General features: G+C 59.1%; 14 protein-coding genes. 8 read left to right on the top strand and 6 right to left on the bottom strand.

Annotated features, from left to right (window positions below; genetic code table 11):
• Positions 1-6 precede the first annotated feature (6 nt).
• Entirely contained in the window at positions 7-1488 is a 1482-nt protein-coding gene (locus RGM3321_RS03905) for an efflux transporter outer membrane subunit (protein ID WP_244391681.1), read from the bottom strand.
• A 183-nt stretch (positions 1489-1671) separates the two neighbouring features.
• Here RGM3321_RS03905 and RGM3321_RS03900 point away from each other — a divergent pair, with 183 nt between their 5' ends.
• Both RGM3321_RS03900 and RGM3321_RS03895 read left to right on the top strand, forming a co-directional pair.
• The gene (locus RGM3321_RS03900) at positions 1672-2619 is read left to right on the top strand and encodes a LysR family transcriptional regulator (RefSeq protein WP_002552240.1); all 948 of its coding nucleotides are present in this window, start codon (positions 1672-1674) and stop codon (positions 2617-2619) included.
• A gap of 87 nt (positions 2620-2706) precedes the next feature.
• The gene (locus RGM3321_RS03895; RefSeq protein WP_244391680.1) at positions 2707-3681 is read left to right on the top strand and encodes a D-glycerate dehydrogenase; all 975 of its coding nucleotides are present in this window, start codon (positions 2707-2709) and stop codon (positions 3679-3681) included.
• 36 nt (positions 3682-3717) lie between these two features.
• Here RGM3321_RS03895 and RGM3321_RS03890 read toward each other — a convergent pair whose 3' ends face one another.
• A complete protein-coding gene (locus RGM3321_RS03890) occupies positions 3718-4620 on the bottom strand; it encodes a DMT family transporter (protein WP_244391679.1) in 903 nt (300 codons plus the stop codon).
• Positions 4621-4756: 136 nt separating this feature from the next.
• On the opposite strand from RGM3321_RS03890, the gene RGM3321_RS03885 reads away from it, so the two are divergent.
• Positions 4757-5632, top strand: a complete 876-nt coding sequence (locus tag RGM3321_RS03885; RefSeq protein WP_244391678.1) for an AraC family transcriptional regulator — start codon at positions 4757-4759, stop codon at positions 5630-5632.
• On the opposite strand, the gene RGM3321_RS03880 is transcribed toward RGM3321_RS03885, so the two are convergent.
• The 3 genes from RGM3321_RS03880 to RGM3321_RS03870 are packed head-to-tail and all read right to left on the bottom strand — an operon-like array spanning position 5621 to position 7859.
• Positions 5621-5953, bottom strand: coding sequence for a DUF3325 domain-containing protein (locus tag RGM3321_RS03880; RefSeq protein WP_244391677.1), 333 nt, complete (start codon positions 5951-5953; stop codon positions 5621-5623). The two genes, RGM3321_RS03885 and RGM3321_RS03880, sit on opposite strands and share 12 nt — an antisense overlap.
• Positions 5953-7494: a PepSY-associated TM helix domain-containing protein gene (locus RGM3321_RS03875; protein ID WP_244391710.1), complete on the bottom strand. Its 1542-nt coding sequence runs from the start codon at positions 7492-7494 to the stop codon at positions 5953-5955. The genes RGM3321_RS03880 and RGM3321_RS03875 overlap by 1 nt, the downstream gene beginning before the upstream one ends.
• Before the next feature lie 20 nt (positions 7495-7514).
• Positions 7515-7859 carry a DUF3649 domain-containing protein gene (locus RGM3321_RS03870; RefSeq protein WP_244391676.1) on the bottom strand — a complete coding sequence of 115 codons (345 nt, stop codon included), beginning with the start codon at positions 7857-7859 and terminating at the stop codon, positions 7515-7517.
• A 202-nt stretch (positions 7860-8061) separates the two neighbouring features.
• Between RGM3321_RS03870 and RGM3321_RS03865 the strand changes: the two genes are divergently transcribed.
• The 5 genes from RGM3321_RS03865 (at position 8062) to RGM3321_RS03845 (ending at position 14267) form a co-directional block, all read left to right on the top strand.
• Positions 8062-8565 carry a sigma-70 family RNA polymerase sigma factor gene (locus tag RGM3321_RS03865; protein ID WP_057460333.1) on the top strand — a complete coding sequence of 168 codons (504 nt, stop codon included), beginning with the start codon at positions 8062-8064 and terminating at the stop codon, positions 8563-8565.
• Entirely contained in the window at positions 8562-9539 is a 978-nt protein-coding gene (locus RGM3321_RS03860) for a FecR family protein (protein WP_244391675.1), read from the top strand. The genes RGM3321_RS03865 and RGM3321_RS03860 overlap by 4 nt, the downstream gene beginning before the upstream one ends.
• 428 nt (positions 9540-9967) lie before the next feature.
• Positions 9968-12316, top strand: a complete 2349-nt coding sequence (fecA, locus tag RGM3321_RS03855; protein WP_244391674.1) for a TonB-dependent Fe(3+) dicitrate receptor FecA — start codon at positions 9968-9970, stop codon at positions 12314-12316.
• Positions 12317-12589: 273 nt separating this feature from the next.
• Complete coding sequence (locus RGM3321_RS03850; RefSeq protein WP_002552231.1) at positions 12590-13018, top strand: HPF/RaiA family ribosome-associated protein; 429 nt, start codon at positions 12590-12592, stop codon at positions 13016-13018.
• A gap of 916 nt (positions 13019-13934) precedes the next feature.
• Positions 13935-14267, top strand: a complete 333-nt coding sequence (locus tag RGM3321_RS03845; protein WP_122258176.1) for a DUF3509 domain-containing protein — start codon at positions 13935-13937, stop codon at positions 14265-14267.
• 152 nt (positions 14268-14419) lie between these two features.
• Here the strand turns inward: RGM3321_RS03845 and RGM3321_RS03840 are convergent, their stop codons facing one another.
• Positions 14420-15475, bottom strand: coding sequence for a DUF6396 domain-containing protein (locus RGM3321_RS03840; RefSeq protein ID WP_244391673.1), 1056 nt, complete (start codon positions 15473-15475; stop codon positions 14420-14422).
• Positions 15476-15730: the final 255 nt, after the last annotated feature.

Here is a 15730-nt window from a genome sequence, read left to right as displayed (position 1 = left end):
CAGCAATCACTTAGCGCACTCAAGATCAGCGGTGGTGTGTGAAGAATGGCAACTGCCGCTCTCCCCACCCAGCGCCACCACCAGCCCGGCATAGGCATTAAGGCGCGCAGCCTCGACCTGTTGCTGAGTCTGCTGCTGGCGAAACAACTGGGTCCGGGCGTTGAGTACGTTCAGGTAATCAGTCAGACCGCGCTGCCAGGCGATCAATGCAATGTCGTAGGTCTTTTGTGCCGACGCCACCGACTCGGCGGCAAGTGCCTGTTGCTTGTCCATTGAGGCGCGACGAATAAGCTGGTCGGAGACACTTTTCAGCGCCATCACCAGCGTCTGGTTGTAATGCGCCACGGCCTGATCATAAGCAGCCGACGCCCGCCCCAGCTCCGCCCGCAAGCGTCCAGCGTCGAAGATCGGCAGGCTGATGGCCGGCCCGACCTTATAGCCCAGCTTGCTGCCGGTCAGAAACTCCAGCATGCCGCCGCCCGTGGCCATGTAGCTCAGGCTCCCGACCAGATCGACATTGGGATAAAAGCCCGCATGCGCGACGTCGATACCACGCGCCTGTGCCGCAACCTGCCAGCGAGCGGCCACCACATCAGGCCGCTGCCCCAGCAGTTCAGCGGGCAATGCCGACGGCAATTTCAGCTCGGTGTGCAACGACAGCGCAGGCCGTTGCAGCGCCGCGCCCTCTCCCGGCCCTTTGCCTGCCAGAGCAGCCAGCTGATTGCGGCTCAGGGCGATGGCCTCTTGCAGCGCATCAATCTGCCGGTGAGCCTCGGGCAATGGCGTTTCGGCCTGACTGATCTCGAAATGCGTGCCGATCCCGCCCTTGAGGCGACGTTGCGCCAAATCAAGTATCTGTTGCTGCTGGGCCAGCGCTGCCTCGGCGATATCCAGTCGGGCGTATTCAAGGGCCAGCTGGATGTAGGCGCGAACCACGTTTTCCTGCAATTCGAGCTGCGCCTGACGTTGCTCGGCAGCGCTCATGTGCGCCAGATCAAGGGCCTGCTCGCTGGCGTTGCGTTCACGCCCCCACAGGTCCAGCGCGTAGCTCAGGCCCAGCGACGCATTGTTGTCCCAGGTGCGAGTATCGGCCAGCGCGCCGGGGCCATAAAACTGATCCTCGGGCCAGTCGTGGCGCATCAGGCTGGCACTGCCCTGCACCTGCACCGACTCGGATGACTCAGCCACCTGCGCCATCGCTTTTGCCTGTCGCACACGAGCTGCGGCAAGTGCCAGACTCGGGCTGCCCAGCGTAGCAATATCGACCCAGCGATTGAGTTGCGCATCGCCGTAGGCACGCCACCACTGCGCTGCGGGCCAATAGGCGTCGAGGGCAGCGCTCTGAATCGCTTGATCGGTGGCCAGGCTGTCCGCGTGCAGGACACTGCCCTGCGGTTTGATTCCATGTGTTCCGATACAGCCGCTGAGGACCAGCGTAAAAGCCAGGATACCGACGGGCCAGAGCCCTTTGATGATGCGACGCGGCACAGCTGCAAGTTCCCGAACGAAGGTGACACACCTTGAATGGAGGCGATTCTAGGCGGCGCTCGACGCGGCGATAAGCGGGGAGATTTGTGAATCTTTGTTACTGAAACGGCGATAATCCTTTGGTCTGGATACATGCATCCGTTACTTCATGTCACAATTTGCCATCTACTCAGAGAAGTACCCATGGACACCCTGCAAAACATGCGTGCCTTCAGCTGCGTGGCGCAAGCGGGCAGCTTCACTGCTGCCGCCGCCGTGCTGGATACCACCACCGCCAACGTCTCGCGCGCGGTCTCCAACCTTGAAGCACATTTACAGACGCGCCTGCTCAATCGCACCACCCGACGCATTGCCCTCACTGAAGCAGGCAAGCGTTATCTGTTGCGCTGCGAGCAGATTCTCGCCTCGGTAGAAGAAGCCGAGGCCGAAGCCAGCGACGCGCATGCCCGCCCGGCCGGGCAACTCAAGGTGCATTCAATGCCCGGCGTCGGCCAGCATTACGTGATTGACGCCATCGCCCGTTATCGCCGCAACCACCCTGACGTCGCGTTCGACCTGACCATGACCCACCGCGTGCCGGACTTGCTGGAAGAAGGCTATGACGTGTCGATCGTGCTGGCCAGCGAACTGGCAGACTCCGGCTTTGTGTCTCAGCGGCTGGGCATTACCTATAGCATCGTGTGTGCATCGCCCGAGTACGTCAAAACCTTCGGCATGGCCCACAAGCCAGCTGACCTTCTGAATCATGCGTGCCTGCGCCTGGTAAGCCCGGTGTTCCCGCTGGACAAATGGCTGTTCGATGGCCCGGAAGGTCAGGAGATGGTCACCATCAACAGCTCGCCGCTGCTGGTCAATTCTGCGGATGCCATGAAAACCGCGATTTCCAGCGGCATGGGAATTGGCATTCTGCCGATCTATTCGGCAATAGAAGGGTTGCGCAACGGCACGTTGGTGCGAGTGCTGTCGGATTACCGCTCGCAGGAGCTGAACCTGTACGCCATCTATCCGTCACGCCAGTATCTGGATGCCAAGATCAGAACCTGGGTCGAATACCTGCGAGGTTCCCTACCGGAAATTCTCGCGGCCGATGAGGCGGATCTGCATGTGCAGGCACTCAAGTCCTCGTTCTGACATCGTACAACTGTAAAAAGCGGCTGCCAAAGAGCGGAGAGGAATGTTAGCGTGCTACTCATTCAACCGCTCAAGAGTGACTGCCCAATGAAAAAAACCGTACTCGCCTTCAGCCGTGTTACTTCAGAAATGGCCGAGCGCCTGGCACAAGACTTCAACGTGATCGTGCCCAACCCCAAGCTGGGAGACATCAGCGCCCAGTTTAACGAAGCCTTGCCTGAATCCCATGGGCTGATCGGCTCAGGCCGCAAGCTGGGTCGCGAGCAGCTGCAAAATGCAACGAAACTGGAAGTGGTTTCCAGCATCTCGGTGGGCTACGACAACTACGATGTCGACTACCTGAGCGAGCGCGGCATTCTGCTCACCAATACGCCGGATGTACTGACCGAGAGCACCGCCGACCTGGGCTTCTCGCTGATCATGAGCAGCGCCCGCCGCGTCGCCGAGCTGGATGCCTACACCAAGGCCGGACAATGGACGCGCAGTATCGAGCCTCCGCATTTCGGTACCGACGTGCACGGCAAGACGCTGGGCATCGTCGGCATGGGCAATATCGGCGCCGCCATCGCCCGCCGTGGTCGTCTGGGCTTCAACATGCCAATCCTGTACAGCGGTAACAGCCGCAAGACCGAGCTTGAAAAGGAACTGGGCGCACAGTTTCGCAGCCTGGACCAATTGCTGGCCGAAGCGGATTTCGTCTGCCTTGTAGTGCCGCTGAGCGAAAAGACCAAACACTTGATCGGCCGTCGCGAACTGAGCCTGATGAAGCCCGGTGCCATCCTGATCAACATCGCCCGTGGCCCGATTGTCGATGAGCCTGCGCTGATCGAAGCCCTGCAGAACGGCACCATTCGCGGTGCAGGTCTGGACGTTTACGAAAAAGAACCGCTGCAAGAATCGCCGCTGTTCCAGCTCAAGAACGCCGTCACCCTGCCCCATATCGGCTCGGCCACCACCGAAACCCGTCAGGCGATGGCCGAGCGCGCTTATCACAACCTGCGCAACGCGTTGCTGGGCGAGCGGCCGCAAGACCTGGTCAATCCGCAGGTGTGGAAGGGCTAAGGCGTTCCTGCTCTATAACCGAGGATGAACATCGACTCAGGCCAGTTTGCCGCCGACCAGGACGGCAACCGGTCTGGTCTTCCTGAACACCAGCACATTGCCCGCCATCACCAGCACAAGCCCGAGCAAGGCAGCCAGCGTCCACTGGTAGCCTTCGACCCACGTCGAGATGTTCAGCGCCACAATCGGGAACAGCACAGTGCAATAAGCTGCGCGTTCCGGCCCCATGCGCCCGACCAGGGTCAGGTAGGCGGTAAAGGCAATCACCGAGCCGGGAATAACCAGGAACAGCAGTGAGCCTACGTAACGCGTGTTCCATTCAAAGGTGAACGGCGTGCCGCTGAGCAGGCAGTAGAAGCCAAGTATGGTCGCCCCGTAGAACATACCCCACGCATTGGTGGTCAGCGGACGCAGGCCGGCTTTCTGTTGCAGGCTCGACAGCATGTTGCCCGCCGAGAAGCACAGTGTGCCCAGCAGGGCCAGGCCCAGACCGATCAGGGTCTCGCGGCTGGCGCTGTGCCCGGACAGCTCGGGCCAGAACAGACACGCCAGCCCGATCAGGCCCATGGCACCACCGGCCATAACGTTACCGGCTATTTTCTGGCGAAAGAACACCCGCGCATTCAGCGCATTCCACAGCGTCGAGGTCGAGAACACCACAGCGATCAGCCCGCTGGGTATCCATTGGCTGGCGGTGTAGAAACACATGAAGTTGACGCAGAACAGGCACACGCCTTGCGCAAGACAAATCAACTGACCACGACGGTTGACCGGTTGCAGACGCTTTGTCAGCAACAGAAATGCAAACAGCACCAGCGCCGCCAGCGCGAAGCGATAGACGATCGATACCGGAATCGCGACATCGCCGAGTTGAAGTTTCAGGGCGATCCAGGTCGTACCCCAGATCAGCACAGTCAGCAGATAAAGCGAAATGTTCATGGTGCAGGCTCCTTGATGAGCCATCAGTCTGCTGCGCCTCGACCTGTTAGCGCTTGCACAATCTTGCGCATTTGATGGGTCGGGGACTGGCAACCGCGTTTGCCCAGAGTAGGATACGAATCCTAGAGGAATCGTCATGCCCGCCATTGAATCCATCCAGGTCTTTCAGGCCCTGAACAGTTCACCCAATGCCAATCTGGAGCAGAGCGCGCCGCTGGGCGACGGGTTGGTGGCGGCGTTGTGGAACAATCGGCATGACTCGCAGGAATATCACGCACCGACCCACCACACGCTGTCGTGCTATATCGAGGACGGTACCGGGACTTTTCGGCGCGGCAGACCCGACCAGAAAGGTGCGCCGGGCAAGCTGTGCATCTTGCCTGCCGGTCATGAGTCCGCCTGGGTGGTGAACGGCGAGATCCGTCTGGCGCATCTGTATTTCAGCCCGGAACAGTTTGCGCTGGGCTGCGTGACACTACTGGATCGCGAGCCGCGTGAGATGCAACTGCGGGAAAACACTTTTCTGGAAGACCCCGCACAAGCCGCACGCTTCCGGCAGTTGATCCGCCTGAACTGGGCAGAGCCCGGCGAGCGTTTGCTGACCAGCAGCCTGGCGCACGAGATGGTCAGCCATGCGCTACTCAGTCAGGTAGGGTTGCGCGAAGGCTTACGTCTGAAAGGCGGCCTGGCGCCACACCTGCGGCGGCATCTGGTGGACTTCATCGAAATGCACCTCGCCGACCCGCTGAGCCTCGGTCAACTGGCAGGCATGTGTGCGCTGTCGGAATACCACTTCGCGCGGATGTTTCGCGAAAGCTTCGGCTTGCCACCACACCAGTACCTATTGGCGCGGCGTATCGAACAGGCTCGCCAGTTACTGCGCAGCACCGGCAAGCCACTGGGCGAGATCGCGCTGGCCTGCGGCTTTGCCAGCGCCAGCCATTTCAGCAACCGGTTTCGTCAGGCCACGGGCGCCACGCCGGGCGAATACCGGCTGGCGTTAAGCCAATAATTGACTCACGGCTGCCAACGGGCTGAGCAGCACGCCACAGCCTGCCAGCGCCAGCACCCAATGCGGCCGGAACGGCAGCAGCGCAACCAGCAACACGGCACTGCTCATCAATACAGCAAACCAGTGCACCGTGCCCATCATCCAGCCATCGGCCTGAACCGCCGCCCATGACGACAACAGCAGCGCGCTCCAGCCGACCAGCTTGAGCGCCCGACGCCGCCGTTCGGTCAACGGGCCTTTGAGCAGTTCGCTGTAATGGCGCGCCATGGACAGGCACAGGCAGGTAAACCCTACGTAGCACAGCAAGGCAGCCAACAGCATCAGTGGCTCTCCTGAGGAGCGGGCTGCAAGGCAACTCTGGATGTTTTACGGGCGGGTACAGCCTTGAACTTCAGTGCCGCCCAGCCAACGAACACCCCGGTGACCAGCGCCGTCAGGTCAAAGGCCGTCATTACCCAGCTTCCCGACATCAGCGAACCCAGCAGATAGCGGCCGCTGGTCAGTAGATCGAGCAGCGGCAGCCCGGCAAACAGCACCGCGCCCAGCCCCAGTTGTTCGCGCCATGCACTGCGCCCTTTGCGCACCAGGGCGTGCACCACTGACAACGCCCAGCATGTGAAGAACACGCTGACTTCCCAATCAGCACGCCCGGTGAAACCCGAAGGCAGCAGACGATTGGCCCAGAAGAAGCTGGCCACGGCAATCATCAACCCGGCCATGCTGGCGATGTTCAGCACTTCCACCAGACGTAACTCCAGTGGCAGCACGCCGGTTTTTGCATGCTTGAGCTGACGCTTGCCCAGCCACATCACCAGCCCGGTACCGATCATTGCGGTTCCGGCGACCCCGAAAATGAAGTACAGCCAGCGCAGCAGGGGCTCGGCGAAATGGCCTACATGCAAACCGTACATCCCGCTGGAAATCAGCAGCGCGACGGGGCGCTCGGGTACTTCGTTCAGCAACGCGCCGCTCGACCCGCTGAACGTCAGCGCCCCGCCCCGATCCGGCACGATGCTGCCCTTGTCATCACGGGTCAGCAGAACCGAGGCGGTATTGTCGCCAGGATTATTGACGATCACCCGACCCACCTGACCGCTGTCCCACTTCGCGTTCGCCGCATTGACCAACGGCGCAAGTGCCACCAGCGGCGCAGGCTTGCCTTCTCGCTGGAGCATTTCCGGGGTCGGATAGGCTTCGCGGTAGAACGCTTGAACCGTGTCGTACTGGCTGAGGATGCTCGCGGGCATCACCATCGACATGAAGATCACCAGACTGCTGTAAGTGATCATCAGATGGAACGGCAGCACCAGCACGCCCAGCGCGTTATGCCCGTCCAGCCAGGAACGCTGGCCCTTGCGTGGACGAAACGTGAAGAATTCCTTGAAGACTTTTTTGTGAATGATGATGCCGGTGATCAACGCAACGAACATCACCATCGCGGCGCTCGTCGCCAGCCAGCGCCCCCAGGGATAAGGCATCTGCAGTTGATAGTGAAAACGGTAGAAGAAATCACCGCCGCGCGTGTCTCGTGCCTGCACCTCGCTGCCGGTTTGCGGGTCGAGCTGCTTGCGCACGAAGTTGTTGCGCTGGCCCTGCTTGCCTTCGGGCAGCCAGCCAACCGTCAGGCCCGGCGTGCGCTCGTCCGGCAGGCTTATGAACCAGCGCGTGGCCCCGGCGGCGTGGCTTTGCAGATAATCCTGAGCCCGCTGCACGCTGGCACCCGCATCCAGAGCGCGCACCGGAATTTCCGGCTGCATCCACTGGGTAATCTCATCCTTGAAATAGGAAAGCGTGCCGGTCAGAAAAATCGCGAACAACAGCCAGCCGAACAGTAAACCGACCCAAGTGTGCAACCAGGCCATCGACTGACGAAAACCCTCTTTCACAATAGCCACCGACCGCAGGCGCAGGCAGCCGCCAGCAATGCGCACGGCGCCAGCACTCCGACCCAGGCCTGCAACGCCGTGCGGCAGGCAAAACACCAGAGCACCGCGACCAGATAAACCAGAAAGGACAGCATCATGCCCGTCACCACTGCTTCGGCGCGGGGGATGAGCAGCCACTGCGCGACGCAGATGCTGACCACTGAGGCGAGCAGATAACCGGCAAACACGGCTGCCAGCGCCCGCGAGGTAACGGCAAGCCGATAAGCAGCCGTCAGGCCCTTGCTTCTGGCTTTCGCCATGCGTTTTTCCGGCAGCGAACCGCTTGCGGTAGTGACATCCATCAAAGGGTCTTCATTGATTCATGAAACCTGGGAAGCCGGATCACCAGCCCTCGGGAAGAGGCCGCGATGAATGCCAGCTGTTTGCGTCATTCGTCCCTGAGTGGGATAAATGAACCGCAATATTAATGATAAATATTCTCATACGCAAAAGAGTCTGCCAGAATCCACGCCATCAACGAGTCCCCGTGGATTGTTCTCCGTGATGCCCATCGCCCACTCCGCTCTCAATCACACTGTCGAAAGCCTGTACAGGGCACACAACACCTGGCTGACGACCTGGCTGCGGCGCAGGCTCGGCTGTCCGCACAGCGCAGCGGATCTGGCCCAGGACACCTTCATCAAGGTATTGGGCGCGCGCGATACGCAGCAGATCATCGAGCCTCGCGCCTTTCTGACGACGATTGCCAAACGCGTGTTGTGCAACCACTACCGACGTCAGGACCTGGAGCACGCCTACTACCAGGCGCTGGCCGAACTGCCGGAATGCGTGGCACCTTCGGAAGAAGAGCGGGCAATCATTCTCGAAACCCTGGTGGAACTCGATCAACTGCTGGACGGCCTGCCAGTGCTGGTCAAGCGGGCGTTCCTGATGTCACAGGTCGACGGGTTGAGCCACGGCCAGATTGCCGCCGAACTGGGCATCTCCATCGCAACGGTCAAACGCCATCTGAACAAGGCCGCACTGCGCTGCTATTTCGCCTTATGAACACGAGCAACGAGTCCTTGAACAAATCCGACATCTCGCCTGGCGTGGCGCAGCAGGCGGTCGGCTGGCTGCTGGAAATGCAGGAAGGCACGCTGGATGCGCGTCGTCAGCAGGCCTGGCAGCTCTGGCTCAATGGCAACGCCGAACATCAGCGGGCCTGGGCGCATATGCAGCGGGTCAACCAGCGCCTCAGCGGGCTGTCCTCGCCGCTGGCGCATGCTGCACTCAATGCGCCGAAATCCGCCAGCCGTCGGCACGCTCTGAAACTGCTGTTGTTGCTGGGCGCAGGCTCGGTAGCAGGCTGGAGCCTGCGCGAGCAGATCGCCCAGCAACCCTTGCTGGCCGACTACAACAGTGGCGTTGGCGAGCAGCGCAAGGTGGCCTTGAGCGATGGCAGTCAGGTGCAGTTGAATACTGCCAGCGCGGTCGATGTGCGTTTCGATGCACAGCAGCGCTTGATCAAGCTGTTGCAGGGCGAAATCCTCATGACCGCCTCGGCGGACAGCCGCCCGCTGAGCCTGCTGAGCGCCGAGGGCACGGTCAGGGCGTCGACAGGTGCCAGCCGTTTCAACCTGCGCCAGCTGGATGGGCGCACGCAATTGGCGGTGTTTGCCGGAGCCCTTGAAATAGCCCCGCTTGGCAGGAGCGGCCCGGGTTTGATGCTGCGGGCCAGCCAGCAAGTGACCTTCAGCCGTGATGCCTGGGACAGCGTGAAACCGATAGATGCGGGCAGTGGGGCGTGGGCGGACGGGATGCTGGTGGCGTCGCGCATGAAGCTGTCCGACTTCCTTGCAGAGCTGGGCCGCTATCGACGCGGTCGTTTGAACTGCGATGCAAAAATCGCCAGCCTGCTGATTTCCGGCAGCTATCCGCTGGCCGACAGCGAGCGCATCCTCGACATGCTGGAACTCGCCCTCCCGGTGCATGTGCAACGCTTCACCCGGTATTGGGTAAACGTGCAGGCGCGGGTTTGATGCCTCATCAAATGCTGACCGCTCGCTCCCGCTTCCAGTGCTCATGGAGAGACCGAAATACGAGGCTGAAAATACGCCGGTTATCGTTCCCATGCTCCGCGTGGGAATGCCTTTCGTGACGCTCCGCGTCACACAACTCTGTGATTCAGTGAGATTTCGGCCCGACTTGAGTCACCTTTTCGCCGCTCGGCGACCTACTTTGATGGGGCCAAAGTAAGCAAAGCCCCTCGCTCCTGTTTCCGGCCCGACTTCGTCGGGTTCCTTCGCCCTGACACTGATCCGGGGGTCGCCCAATACATCACTACGCGAGGCGCGGGTACGATAATCAAACCCGGAAAAATAATTTCAAAAAAACGTGAGCCGTTTTTTGTTGCTCGCGTGACAGACAGAGAAAGTATCTCTCAACCTTCCGGTCAAAGGACTCCTGCATGTCAGCTCGCCCTACCCAACTTTCACCGCTGGTGCGCACGTTGCGCCATGTCATTTTCGGTGCCAGCCTTTCGGTCGGCAGTCTGTCGATGGCGCAGGCTGCCGAGGTGCCACCCAAGGCGTATCACATTGCGCCAAGCGAGCTTGAAGCTGCGCTGAGCCAGTTCGGTCGAGAGTCCGGCGTGCTGATTTCCTACGGTTCGCAAATCACCAGCGGCCTGAAGAGCCGCGGTCTGGAAGGTCAATACACGCCCGAGCAAGGCCTCAATGCGTTGCTCGAAGGCACCGGGCTGCAGGCCCTGGCCGACGGCAATAACGGCTTCACCCTGCAGCAGGCCAATGCCGCTGGCGCGCCTATCGAGCTGGGTGTGTCCACCGTGGTCGGCGACTGGCTGGGCGCCGCGCAGCAGACCAACGTTTTCGAACATCCGGGCGCACGTGATGTGATCCGCCGTGAAGAATTCGAGCGCGTCGGCGCAACCTCGGCACGTGAAGTGCTCAATCGCATCCCGGGCGTCAATGCGCCGGACAACAACGGCACCGGTAGCCATGACATGGCGCTGAACTTCGGCATTCGTGGCCTCAACCCGCGTCTGGCGTCACGCTCCACAGTATTGATGGACGGCATCCCGGTGCCGTTCGCACCTTATGGTCAGCCGCAGCTGTCCTTCGCGCCGATCAGCATGGGCAACATGGACGCGGTCGACGTAGTGCGTGGCGGTGGTGCGGTGCGTTACGGGCCGCAGAACGTGGGCGGTATCGTCAACTTCGTGACCCGTGCCATCCCTGACGCACCTACCCTCAAAGGCGGCATACAGACCGAAACCAGCCCGTCGTCCAGCCACGATGGCTTCAAGACCACCGGCAACCTGCTGGCAGGCGGCACGGCGGACAATGGTCTGGGCGGCGCGATTCTGTATTCCGGCGTACGCGGCGGTGACTGGCGCGAGCACAGCGATACCCAGATTGACGACTTGATCCTCAAGGGCAAATACCAGATCGACGAAGCCAACAGCCTCAATGCCATGGCGCAGTATTACGATGGCGAAGCGCAGATGCCCGGCGGCCTGAACGTCAGGGATTACGATGCCGATCCGTACCAGTCGACGCGTCTGAAGGACAAGTTCTGGGGCCGTCGCACCATGTTCAACTTCGGCTACCGCTATGAAGAGGATGCGCGCGTCTTCACCGCCAACACGTTCTTCACCAAGACCCTGCGCAGCGGCTATCTGGATCAGGGCAGCTTCGTCTCTCTATCGCCCCGCGAATATTGGGTACGCGGTCTGGAAACGCGCTTCTCGCAAGGCTTTGCGCTGGGTGAGACCTGGCATGAAGTGGGCGTCGGCTACCGCTACATCAACGAAGCCGGTCACGAACTGCGCTATCGCGAACCGGTGACCGGCAACCTGCCGACCACCGCCAGCCGCAACGACCGTGACACCCGTGGCGCGACTGAAGCGCATGCGTTCTACATCGATGACCGTATCGACATCGGCAAGTGGACCATCACGCCCGGCGTTCGCTACGAGATGATCGACACCGCGCAGAACAACAACCTGACCAACGCCCGCTATCAAGGCGACTACAGCACCGCACTGCCAGCGCTGAATGTGCTTTATCACCTGACCGACACCTGGAACCTGTACGCCAACACCGAAGGCTCGTTCGGCAGCGTGCAGTACAGCCAGATGCCTAACCGCGTTACCGGCGACGAAGTCAAACCGGAAAAAGCCCGCACCTGGGAACTGGGTACACGCTACGACAATGGCAACCTGCGGGCCGAGATCGGCGCATTCCTGATCAATTTCGACAACCAGTACGACAGCAACCAGACCAACGACACGGTGATCGCACGCGGCGAGACGCGCCATCAGGGCATCGAGACCAGCGTCAACTATGCACTGGAAGGCCTGAGCCCGGTGCTGGCCGGCTACGATATCTACGCGACCTACGCCTTCGTCGACGCCACGATCCGCGAAGACGGCCCGAACAAAGGCAACCGCGTGCCGTTCTCGTCAAAGCACAAGGGAACGATGGGGGTCAGCTACACCGAAGGGCCGTGGAAGCTCAATTTCGACAGTTCCTTCCAGAGCGACCAGTTTGCCGACAACGCCAATACCTCGACTGAAAGCGCCGATGGCAGCACTGGCAAGATCCCTGGTTACATGCTGTTCAGCACCCGCGCCAACTACGACTTCGGCCCGCAACTGTCTGACCTCAACGTAGCGATCGGGATGAAGAACATCTTCAACCGCCAGTACTACACCCGCTCGTTCGACGACAACAACCGTGGCAAATACGTCGGCGAACCGCGCACGGTGTACGTACAAACGTCAGTCGCATTCTAGTTCCCGGACGCCAGAGCGTGAGAGAAGTGTTCTCCCGGACACCTCTCGTTCCCCACGCTCCGCGTGGGAATGCCGTTCTGGACGCTCTGCGTCCGCTCCTGATTCTCAGCCTTGAATCAGGGCGGCCATTTTTGCTGCGAAATATTTCTTACACATTGGGGTTGAATTGTCAGGCCATTGCCGCCAACACTGTGAATGAGCGCAAACGAAATCGATTCCGCAAGGAATCACGTAGTCCAGCCTCGCACGAGCAAGCCCTAATAAGGATTAACTATGCAAATCCAGGTCAATAGCGATAATCACATCGAAAGCAGTATCCGACTGGAGGAGTGGGTTCGTACCACCGTTGAAAGCACGCTCGAACACTACGATGAAAACCTGACCCGCGTGGAAGTCCACATCCGCGACGAAAACGGCGACAAGCCTGGCCCGCACGATATCAAGTGCCAGATGGAAGCTCGCCCCAAAGGACACCAACCTATTTCTGTTTCCCACAAGGCCGATACGGTAGATCAGGCTGTGGATGGCGCTGCTGTAAAACTCGATCACGCCCTCGAGCATCTGTTTGGCAAACTGCGCGGCAAACGAGGTGCCGCACCGATCATCGCCGAACAGGATGAAGATCCGGTCAGCCCGGACGCGCTGCTCGAAGAAGAATTTCTGGAAAAAGAGCAGGAGAAAGAAGCCGCTCGTCTGACCTGATGTTCCACTGACACGTTTTGCAAAAAAGGGCGAACCGGCAACGGTTCGCCCTTTTTGTTTGCCATGGATTATTCCCCATGAGCAGGCAAGCGCAGCGCTCCACGCACACCGACAATCTGTCGGCCAGCGTGCCCGACAGACTGTTGTGCCCCAATCAATGCGCACCACAAATGCTCGCTGCACAGCTTTGGCCACCTTGCGCCATCGCTCGCCTCGCAGCCATCTCGATCGCCGGTTGCCGTCCATCGAATTTAACATTCAGCAGCGGGCAGCCTGAGCGCTGCATCTGACAGCCATCGGCGAGCAAAAAATCAAGCCGCTTGCCTACATGAGCAGTCGGGTCAGCCCTTCATACCGACAAGCATTCAACACTCACACTGCCGCTCTGCAGCAAGACGCTCAACGCCAGAACCTGGCCAGCAGGCGAGTACGGTTTCGACCCCGTCTTTACGAATCTCTGACGCCAGGATTCGGTTGTCAGAGTGTCAGACAATCACTCGAAAAAGTCATACGCAAACTGCATTCGCGTAAGGAGCAGGCCATGTCAGGGACGTGTTCTTCGCGCCTTTTCGAGAGCTCTTTTGCCAACCAAATCGACCGGTTCGTATTGCAGCCAAGCAAGCCATGAAGCAGCTGTGATGGGCCCCCGTTCGGCGGCTTCTCGCGCATCACACATGCAATATGGCCCGAACCATGCAATGTCCTGTAATACGCACTACGAGGCTGGCCATCAGGAAGGCCACTTCCAGGCGCGCACTCGTTAAAGCGTCTCAAACGAAACCTGTCATCCACGCGAAAGACGACAGCGAACCTGTCAGCAGCAGGCGAAGGAGTAACGCAACCGCTGATCAGTCGTCGAGAACCAAAAGGACTATTACCCGGTCAACTTATGCAGACCATTTAGCAGGTGAATGATATGGACAATCCTTTTCAGATGATCACGGATACTTTTCACCCCGACTATCGGGTGAATCTGAGCATTCAAGGGCTGGACGGCAGCATCATGCTGACCCTGTCCAATGAATGCGGAGTCGTTGCCAAGCGCCTGATCAGCGCCGCGCAACGCAATGACCCGCTGCGCCTGCGCAAGCTTATCGAAAGCGTGCAATTCGGCATCGCCATCGAGCGTGGCGAAAGCGCGATCAAGATTCTTGCCGCGATGACCGACGGTGCCACGCTCAAAAAGACACCCGGCCCGGCCAATGGTCTGTGGTCGCAGAATCAGGCCGCGGTGAATGCCGGGGTTTGATGCGTAATGACATCCATACAGGTTGAATGACCAGACCGGGAGTCACGTAATTGCCTCCCGGTCTTCGTTTCTGGCGGTTACAGCAGAATAGTCGTTGAACAACGCTTGTAGAGGCGCGGCATGATCAAGCCGATGTAATCTCGCACCGACCATCAGTCTTCCTTGCTGTACACAGGCGATCCCGGCATTGGCTTACCTGTTTTAGGATCGAGAACCATGGCTTTAGCCAGTAACTCGATCAGCGGCTCGGATGGCTTGGGCGGCGGGATATTGGCTTTACGTTCTTCAACCCATTTCAGCCTGCCATCCCAAGCAGGCAGTCTGGCTGGTGGCACGGGAACGATTTCGTTAATTTCAGGAACGCTTGGGTTGGCGTAGGACCAGTCAGCTAGATGGCTCCAGATTTTGTAATAACGTTCGGCGCGCTCTAAATCTTCCTGTTGACCTAAATAATATAAATGGTCATCTGGCTTGCGTCCGCGAAAGCCGTTCTCAAGAAAAGAAGCAGAGCTTTCATCTCCCGCTGCTATACCAAGTTGAAAAGCTTCAAGGGCTTTCTGATAATGTCCATCTATTGATAAGTCATTTCCCAATGCTATTGCTGCGTCTCCATTCCCTTGTTCTGCAGCACACCACCGCATCCGGCGAGCGATATCTGGAGCGATGTCAATTGGTTCCAGCTTGTCGGCCACATAAGCTTGGGCCTGAGCACTTCCTTCATCCGCAGCCTTTCGGAAGTAACGCAAGGATATATTTGAATCCTTCTGCAATCCTGCTGAGCCCCGCTTCAGAAAAATAGCGATGAGGTAATATCCGGTCGCTACGCGTGCGTCAATTAATTGTTGACTCAACCTTAGAAGCTCCCCACTGCCTAGTTTGAAGTGTCCACGCATCGTGCCATTCTGCAGGTTGATGTTAGCTTTGTAATTCTTATTTTCTGCTGCGATTCGGTAAAGCCTCTCGATTTCGGAATCAACGTCTTTATCCTGCTTAAGCTGATTGTTTTTCTGCAGCCAGCGCGCATATTGAAATAGTACATCTGTTTCTGCTGAGGGCGCCGGAAATCGCTCATGCACGCAGGTAAAAGCCAGCCTGGCTTTGAATTCAGTCAGTTGATTCAAGGAAGTGTCCTTTGTTCGAAAATTGATAGCGTTTTCGGTACCACATGCAACCAGCAGCAGGCTTGAAACCAAAATAGCCAGTCGCATTAGTCAAAGTCCGTCACAGTAGTTTCTACGTAATAAAATCCGACAAGAGGCGCGTATGGCGGCATTTTCTTTGATCGCAGCCTTTTATTTTTACCCACAATATCCTCCCAAGCCTTGAAAGCAGCTTTTGGTGACCTTGCCCCCGAGAAACGTATCCCTTAACCCGGCGTCGGGGTCGAGTATCTAGGGTTGTTGCCTTTGCCAGTTCTGCTCGTATTGCATCGGACTTACGTAATGCAGCGTCGAGTGCAGGCG

Source organism: Pseudomonas sp. RGM 3321 (assembly GCF_022836805.1).
In the GTDB taxonomy this organism is placed as follows: domain Bacteria; phylum Pseudomonadota; class Gammaproteobacteria; order Pseudomonadales; family Pseudomonadaceae; genus Aquipseudomonas.
This window is presented reverse-complemented; position numbering and strand designations above follow the sequence as displayed.

Excerpts from the sequence above, each read along its gene's own strand:
- RGM3321_RS03840 (WP_244391673.1), bottom strand. The coding sequence starts at position 15,475 with ATGCGACTGGCTATTTTGGTTTCAAGCCTGCTGCTGGTTGCATGTGGT.
- RGM3321_RS03875 (WP_244391710.1), bottom strand. The coding sequence starts at position 7,494 with ATGGCCTGGTTGCACACTTGGGTCGGTTTACTGTTCGGCTGGCTGTTG.
- RGM3321_RS03885 (WP_244391678.1), top strand. The coding sequence starts at position 4,757 with ATGCCCGCCATTGAATCCATCCAGGTCTTTCAGGCCCTGAACAGTTCA.
- RGM3321_RS03900 (WP_002552240.1), top strand. The coding sequence starts at position 1,672 with ATGGACACCCTGCAAAACATGCGTGCCTTCAGCTGCGTGGCGCAAGCG.
- RGM3321_RS03880 (WP_244391677.1), bottom strand. The coding sequence starts at position 5,953 with ATGCTGTTGGCTGCCTTGCTGTGCTACGTAGGGTTTACCTGCCTGTGC.
- RGM3321_RS03850 (WP_002552231.1), top strand. The coding sequence starts at position 12,590 with ATGCAAATCCAGGTCAATAGCGATAATCACATCGAAAGCAGTATCCGA.
- RGM3321_RS03845 (WP_122258176.1), top strand. The coding sequence starts at position 13,935 with ATGGACAATCCTTTTCAGATGATCACGGATACTTTTCACCCCGACTAT.
- RGM3321_RS03865 (WP_057460333.1), top strand. The coding sequence starts at position 8,062 with ATGCCCATCGCCCACTCCGCTCTCAATCACACTGTCGAAAGCCTGTAC.
- RGM3321_RS03895 (WP_244391680.1), top strand. The coding sequence starts at position 2,707 with ATGAAAAAAACCGTACTCGCCTTCAGCCGTGTTACTTCAGAAATGGCC.
- RGM3321_RS03870 (WP_244391676.1), bottom strand. The coding sequence starts at position 7,859 with ATGGATGTCACTACCGCAAGCGGTTCGCTGCCGGAAAAACGCATGGCG.
- RGM3321_RS03890 (WP_244391679.1), bottom strand. The coding sequence starts at position 4,620 with ATGAACATTTCGCTTTATCTGCTGACTGTGCTGATCTGGGGTACGACC.
- fecA (WP_244391674.1), top strand. The coding sequence starts at position 9,968 with ATGTCAGCTCGCCCTACCCAACTTTCACCGCTGGTGCGCACGTTGCGC.
- RGM3321_RS03860 (WP_244391675.1), top strand. The coding sequence starts at position 8,562 with ATGAACACGAGCAACGAGTCCTTGAACAAATCCGACATCTCGCCTGGC.